Annotated in this window: 6 protein-coding genes; 5 read left to right on the top strand and 1 reads right to left on the bottom strand. The window is 57.0% G+C overall.

Features of this window, described 5'->3' with window-relative positions; all coding sequences use genetic code 11:
- The 4 genes from hemC to ACML7B_RS03075 all read left to right on the top strand — a co-directional run.
- A partial coding sequence (gene hemC, locus ACML7B_RS03090; protein ID WP_418539282.1) for a hydroxymethylbilane synthase occupies positions 1-719 on the top strand: 719 nt, incomplete at its 5' end.
- A 31-nt stretch (positions 720-750) separates the two neighbouring features.
- Complete coding sequence (gene cobA, locus ACML7B_RS03085; RefSeq protein WP_418539281.1) at positions 751-2,283, top strand: uroporphyrinogen-III C-methyltransferase; 1,533 nt, start codon at positions 751-753, stop codon at positions 2,281-2,283.
- Positions 2,252-3,229, top strand: coding sequence for a porphobilinogen synthase (gene hemB / locus ACML7B_RS03080; RefSeq protein ID WP_418539280.1), 978 nt, complete (start codon positions 2,252-2,254; stop codon positions 3,227-3,229). Before cobA ends, hemB begins: the two co-directional genes overlap by 32 nt.
- Before the next feature lie 285 nt (positions 3,230-3,514).
- Complete coding sequence (locus tag ACML7B_RS03075; protein WP_346707962.1) at positions 3,515-4,807, top strand: hemolysin family protein; 1,293 nt, start codon at positions 3,515-3,517, stop codon at positions 4,805-4,807.
- Here the strand turns inward: ACML7B_RS03075 and ACML7B_RS03070 are convergent.
- Positions 4,779-5,414, bottom strand: a complete 636-nt coding sequence (locus ACML7B_RS03070; protein ID WP_346707963.1) for a hypothetical protein — start codon at positions 5,412-5,414, stop codon at positions 4,779-4,781. The two genes, ACML7B_RS03075 and ACML7B_RS03070, sit on opposite strands and share 29 nt — an antisense overlap.
- Before the next feature lie 133 nt (positions 5,415-5,547).
- On the opposite strand from ACML7B_RS03070, the gene ACML7B_RS03065 reads away from it, so the two are divergent.
- Positions 5,548-6,127, top strand: a 580-nt coding sequence (locus ACML7B_RS03065; protein WP_418539279.1) for a DMT family transporter, incomplete at its 3' end; no start/stop codon positions are given.

Here is a 6,127-nt window from a genome sequence, read left to right as displayed (position 1 = left end):
GCAAAGGAGTCTTTATCAAGGAGCTGGATCTTGCCCTTCTGCAAGGGGAGATCGACCTGGCGGTCCACAGCCTGAAGGATATGCCCATGGAAGTCACCCCGGGCCTTGGGCTGGCGGTCTTTTCACAGCGGGAAGATCCAAGGGACGCTCTGGTACTGCCTTCCGGGAAGGAAGCCTGGGAGGGCAGGGGTGTGATCGGCTGCTCTTCCTTCCGGCGTAAGCTGCAGGCAGAGAAGCTGTTCCCGGAAGCCCGATTCAAGGATATCCGGGGAAATGTGCCAACCCGTCTTGAGAAGCTGGATAAGGGGGAATACGATGCGCTGATCCTGGCGGCCGCAGGTCTTCGAAGGCTTGGGCTGGAGGAGCGGATCTTCCGGTGCTTTGAACCAGAAGAAATGCTGCCGGCCGCAGGCCAGGGAACACTGGCGGTGACCATGCGGGAAGAGGAAGACCGGGAGTTGATCCGGGCGCTGGAAGCCCCGGCTGCCTGCCGGATCGCCCGGGAGGAGCGGGCATTTGTCCGGGCTCTGGGAGGAGGATGTTCCTCTCCGGTGGCTGCCTACGGGGAACGGAAAGAGGGAATGCTCCTTCTTTGGGGACTCTACTATGACGAGAAGAGTGGAAACTACCGGATCGGCAGCAGGAAAGAGGCGCTGGAAGCGGCGATCGGGATGGGCGCTGCCCTGGCGGAAGAGCTAAGAGAGGCTGCTTCCCGGTAGCAGGAGCCGGCGGGAAGACAAGGAGAGTAAGATGACAGAAGGAAAGGTATGGCTGGTGGGCGCAGGCCCGGGAGATACCGGCCTTATCACGGTAAAAGGGGAACAGGTGTTAAAGGAAGCCCAGGTGGTGGTCTATGACCATCTGGTGAATCCGGACCTTCTTGCCCGGTACGGGGATGGAAAACGTTTCATTAATGTAGGGAAGCAGGCGGGACGCCATCTCATCCCCCAGCAGGAGATCCAGGAGATCCTGGTAAGAGAGGCCAGGGCGGGAAATAAGGTGGTACGTCTGAAGGGGGGAGACCCCTTTCTCTTTGGCCGGGGCGGCGAGGAGGCAATGGTCCTGGCTAAGGAAGGGATCCCTTTTGAGGTGGTGCCGGGGGTGACTTCAGCCCTGGCGGTGCCGGCTTATAACGGAATCCCGGTGACCCACAGAGACTGCGCCTCCTCGGTACATATCATCACAGCCCACAAGCGGCAGGGAAGAGAAGAGACGCTGGATTATCCGGCGCTGGCCGCTCTGGAGGGAACCCTGGTGTTTCTGATGGGAGTGGCGGCGCTTCCGGAGATCACGGCCGGACTCCTTGGGGCAGGCATGAAGCCGGAGACGCCGGCAGCTGTCCTGCAGGAAGGGACTACCGCGGATCAGAGGAAAGTAGTAGGGACCCTGGAAGACCTGGCAGAGCGGGCGGCATCCGCCGGGATCCGTCCGCCGGCGGTGATCCTGGTGGGCCAGGTGTGCGCCCTGACAGAAGAGCTTGGATGGTATGAGGAGCTGCCTCTTATGGGGATGCGGCTTTTGCTTACCAGACCCCGGGAACGGATGGAACCGCTGGCCGGCCGGCTGAGGACCCTGGGGGCCCAGGTGCTGGAGGCGCCGGCTGTGGAGCTTGTTCCCGTGGAAGAGGATGAGAAGATCGCAGACTGCATTTCCCATCTGGAGGCTTATGACTGGCTGGTATTTACCAGTCCGGCAGGAGTCCGGATCTTCTTCGCAGATATGGAGCAAAGGAAAGCGGACGTCCGCCGTCTGGGCCATATCCGGATCGCAGTGATCGGGGAAGGAACCGGGAAGGCCCTGGAGGAGAGAGGCATTTACCCGGATCTTATGCCCCGGGTTTATGACGGCGTCTCCCTGGGGAGAGCGCTGGCCGGGGAGGATATCCGGGGGAAACGGATCCTTCTGCCAAGAGCAAAGAGGGGGAATCCGGAACTGGTCCCTCTTCTGGAAGAGGCGGGGGCGGCTGTGGATGACATTTCCATTTACCGGACCCTGTATCCCGAATCCCAGACTGTGGATGTAAGGAAGGAACTGGAAGAGGGAAGGATCGACTGCGTGGTGCTGACCAGCGCCTCCACTGCCGACGGGCTGGCCCGGATGGCAGGACGGGAGACCCTGAAAGGGCGCAAAGCCGCCTGTATCGGACCGGAGACTGCCAGGCGGGCAAGGGAGTACGGCCTGGACTGCCGGATCGCAGAAGAAGCAACCATAGAAAGCCTGACGGCATTGATAGAAAGGATAAAAAAAGACCATGATCAAGAGACCACGGAGATTGAGAAGTAAAGAACCTCTGCGCCGGATGGTGCGGGAGACGCGGATCGACAAAGCCTCCCTCATCTATCCGCTGTTTGTGAGGGAAGGAGAGAAGATTCGGGAAGAGATCCCCTCCATGCCGGGCCAGTACCGGTACAGTGTGGACCGCCTGCCGGAGGAACTGGAGCAGGTGGCAAAGGCGGGGGTGCCCTCGGTGATGCTCTTTGGGATCCCCGGGGAGAAGGATGAGCAGGGCAGCCAGGCATACGCCCAGGACGGGATCATCCAGCGGGCCCTCAGGGAAGCCAAAAGACAGTTTCCAGAGCTCTACTATATTACAGACGTGTGTCTGTGCGAGTATACTTCCCACGGACACTGCGGGCTGCTTCGCGGCCAGGAGGTGGACAACGACCCTACCATCCGGCTGCTGGCCAAGACCGCCCTCTCCCAGGTACAGGCAGGCGCCGATATGGTGGCCCCCTCTGACATGATGGACGGGCGGGTGGCGGCGATCCGCGCCCTGCTGGATGAAAAAGGATATGAGAATACCCCCATCATGTCCTATGCGGTGAAATATGCCTCTGGCTTTTACGCGCCCTTCCGGGACGCGGCAGAGTCAGCGCCCTCCTTTGGCGACCGGAGCAGTTATCAGATGGATTATCACAACAGCAGGGAAGGGATCCGGGAGGTGCTCCTGGATGAAGAAGAAGGGGCGGATATCATCATGGTGAAGCCGGCCCTTGCCTATCTGGATATGATCACCAGAGTCCGTGAGGCGACTAAGCTTCCGGTGGCCGCATACAGTGTCAGCGGAGAGTACGCCATGATCAAGGCGGCTGCCCAGAAGGGCTGGATCCAGGAGGATAAGATCGTATGCGAGACTGCAGTGGCGGCGTTCCGGGCCGGAGCCCAGAGCTACCTTACCTACTATGCCAAAGAACTGGCCGGATATCTGGATGAGGGCAGGATCGGATAGGAGCGGTCAGGACCGGTTACGCCCGGTGAAGCGTCAAGCAGTTGACAGTCCGGGGAGTTTGTGGTATCTTAATTCATGATTAATTTAGAAACAGGAGCGTGAGAACATCCATGGACGATGGTGCCGAAGACGACACTGAAACTGTCTGTTGTATTTATCAATATTGTTTATACAGAGGTATAGCCTGTACTCGGATCCGGATATAGGCTGTACCTTTTTGTGTTCATTTACAGGAAAAAGACAGGTTTTAACGGATAAGAAAACGGAGGAAAGAAAGAGAAGATTATGATAGGTTCAATTCTGTTACAGGTGGTACTGATCTTTTTGAACGCCACCTTTGCAAGCGCGGAGATCGCGGTGATCTCCATGAATGAGACAAAACTGAAGATGATGGCTGAGGAGAAGGATAAACGGGCCATGAAACTGTTTGCCCTGGTGGAGCAGCCTGCGCGGTTTCTGGCGACGATCCAGGTGGCCATCACGCTGGCCGGACTTCTTGGCGGCGCCTTCGCGGCGGACAACTTTGCCGGGCCTCTGACCGACGCGCTGATCGGGGCAGGGGTGTCGATCCCGCGAAATGTGCTGAATTCCATCGCTGTAATTGTGATCACTCTGGTGCTGACTTATTTCCAGCTGGTATTCGGAGAACTGGTGCCTAAGCGGATCGCCATGAAGAAGACGGAATCGCTGGCCCTTGGGATGTCCGGGATCCTGTCCTTTATGGCCAGGGCGACGGCCCCGCTGGTATGGCTCCTTACCGTTTCTACCAACGGGATCCTGCGGCTGATGGGGATCGATCCCAACCAGAATGAGGATACCGTGACGGAAGAGGAGATCCGGATGCTCCTGGTGGAAGGAAATGAGCAGGGCGTGATCCCTCAGGAAGAAAATGACATCATCCAGAATGTATTTGAGTTTAACGACACTTCTGTGGAGCAGATCTGCACCAGAAGACGGGATGTGATCTATCTCTCCCTTCAGGATGACATGGAAGAATGGGAGAAGATCATCTACGAAAACAGACATACCCACTATCCGGTCTGCCGGGAGGGGCAGGAAGATATTGTGGGCGTTCTGGACACCAAGGACTACTTCCGTCTGCAGGATAAGTCCAGAGAGAATGTGATGGCAAGCGCAGTGGACAAAGCCTTCTTTATCCCGGAGATCATGAAGGCCAACGTGCTGTTTGCCAAGATGAAACAGACCCGCAATTATTTTGCCGTGATCGTGGATGAGTACGGCGGCCTGTCCGGGATTATCACCCTCCATGACCTGATGGAGGCGCTGGTGGGCGACCTGCGGGAGCTGGAAGAGCCGGTGGAGCCGGAAGATATTGAGAAGCTGGACGAGGGCGTGTGGAAGATCCAGGGAAGCGCAGACCTGGAAGATGTGGCGGAAGAGCTGAAGATCAAGCTTAACCTGGACGATTACGATACCTTCAGCGGATACATCTGCGGAGAGATCGGCCGGATCCCCGGCGACGGCGAGAGCTTCCACGTAGAGACAGAGGAGCTGTCCATCGACGTGCGCAATGTGGAGAACCACGTGATCAGAGAGACGATCGTGAGGTTAAAGTAGTTGTTCCCAGCCGGTGGATGAGATAGCCTCCCAGGAGGCTGGCGCCTATATAGCAGGCGATGCCGCCCGGATCTCCGATGACCCTGGCAAGCTGGCAGAACAGCTTCTGGGTCATGGGATAATGGGGGCTGATGTAGAACATGTTGATGGAGCCGTACTGGTAACAGAAGAGATTCAGGCCTGTGGCGATCAGGCAGCAGATAAGATAGCACAGGGCAGGACCCCGGTAGGGGCTCTTGTCCTGTGTTTTTCTTCGGATATATCCGGCGGTGATTCCAATGCCGATCAGGGCGAAGTGCCAGGCAAAGGAGTGGACAGTAAGAGGTCTATACCGGTAGTGCATGCCGCTGGTGTCGCAGAAGGCAAAGATCCCGCCCAGGAGGGAGAAGTCCATGAGAAAGGCAAGGAGTGTCTGATAGAGTTTCCCAGATCTTATCCAGGGCAGGATCAGGCACACATACATGGGGACGCTGCACAGCTGGAAGGGAAAGTACCAGAAGTTATAGACGCCGTGATTCAGTTGGAAGGTGAGGGTCCACTGCTTCCAGATCTCGCTTGCAAGGAGGATCAGGCCGCAGCAGAAGAAAAACCGGTTTTGTCTCTTCATAATCGTCATTCCTGTTATCAGTGTTGCTTAGAATGTATTTATTATACACCTGGAGGGATAATTATGCTATAATGGAACCACTGCGCGGCCTGGAAGCGGTACGCGCGCGACTGACGGAAGATGAGGTGCGACTATGAAGACGAAAAATGCGTGCATGCTGATCCTGACAGCATTTATCTGGGGAACGGCCTTTGTGGCCCAGAGTGTGGGGATGGATTATCTGGGGCCCTTTACCTTTAACGGAGTGCGCAACCTGATCGGCGGGGTGGCTCTTTTGCCCTGTATCGCTTTCCTGGGCAGAGGGAACCGGGGAAATGTGCCTGGAAGCAGAAAGGATCTGATCGTCGGCGGGGTTTGCTGCGGCGTTCTTCTCTTTGCCGCCAGCAGCCTGCAGCAGATCGGACTTGTGTATACCACCGCCGGGAAATCCGGGTTTATCACTGCTTTTTATATTGTGATCGTGCCGGTGCTGGGGATCTTCCTGCGCCAGAAAGTGGGATGGAAGATCTGGACGGCAGTGGGCATCGCCCTTGTGGGCCTTTATTTCCTGTGTATTACGGAAGGGTTCTCTGTGAACATAGGGGATTTCTATGTGTTTTTGTGCGCCCTGTTGTTTTCCCTGCATATCCTGGTGATCGATCATTTCGCGCCCAGGGTGGACGGAGTGAAGATGTCCTGTATCCAGTTCTTTGTATGCGGACTGATCTCCCTGA

The sequence above is a fragment of the Massilistercora timonensis genome (assembly GCF_048354975.1).
GTDB lineage: Bacteria > Bacillota > Clostridia > Lachnospirales > Lachnospiraceae > Massilistercora > Massilistercora timonensis.
Note: the sequence above shows the minus strand (reverse complement) of the source record. Positions and strands in the feature narration are given on the sequence as shown.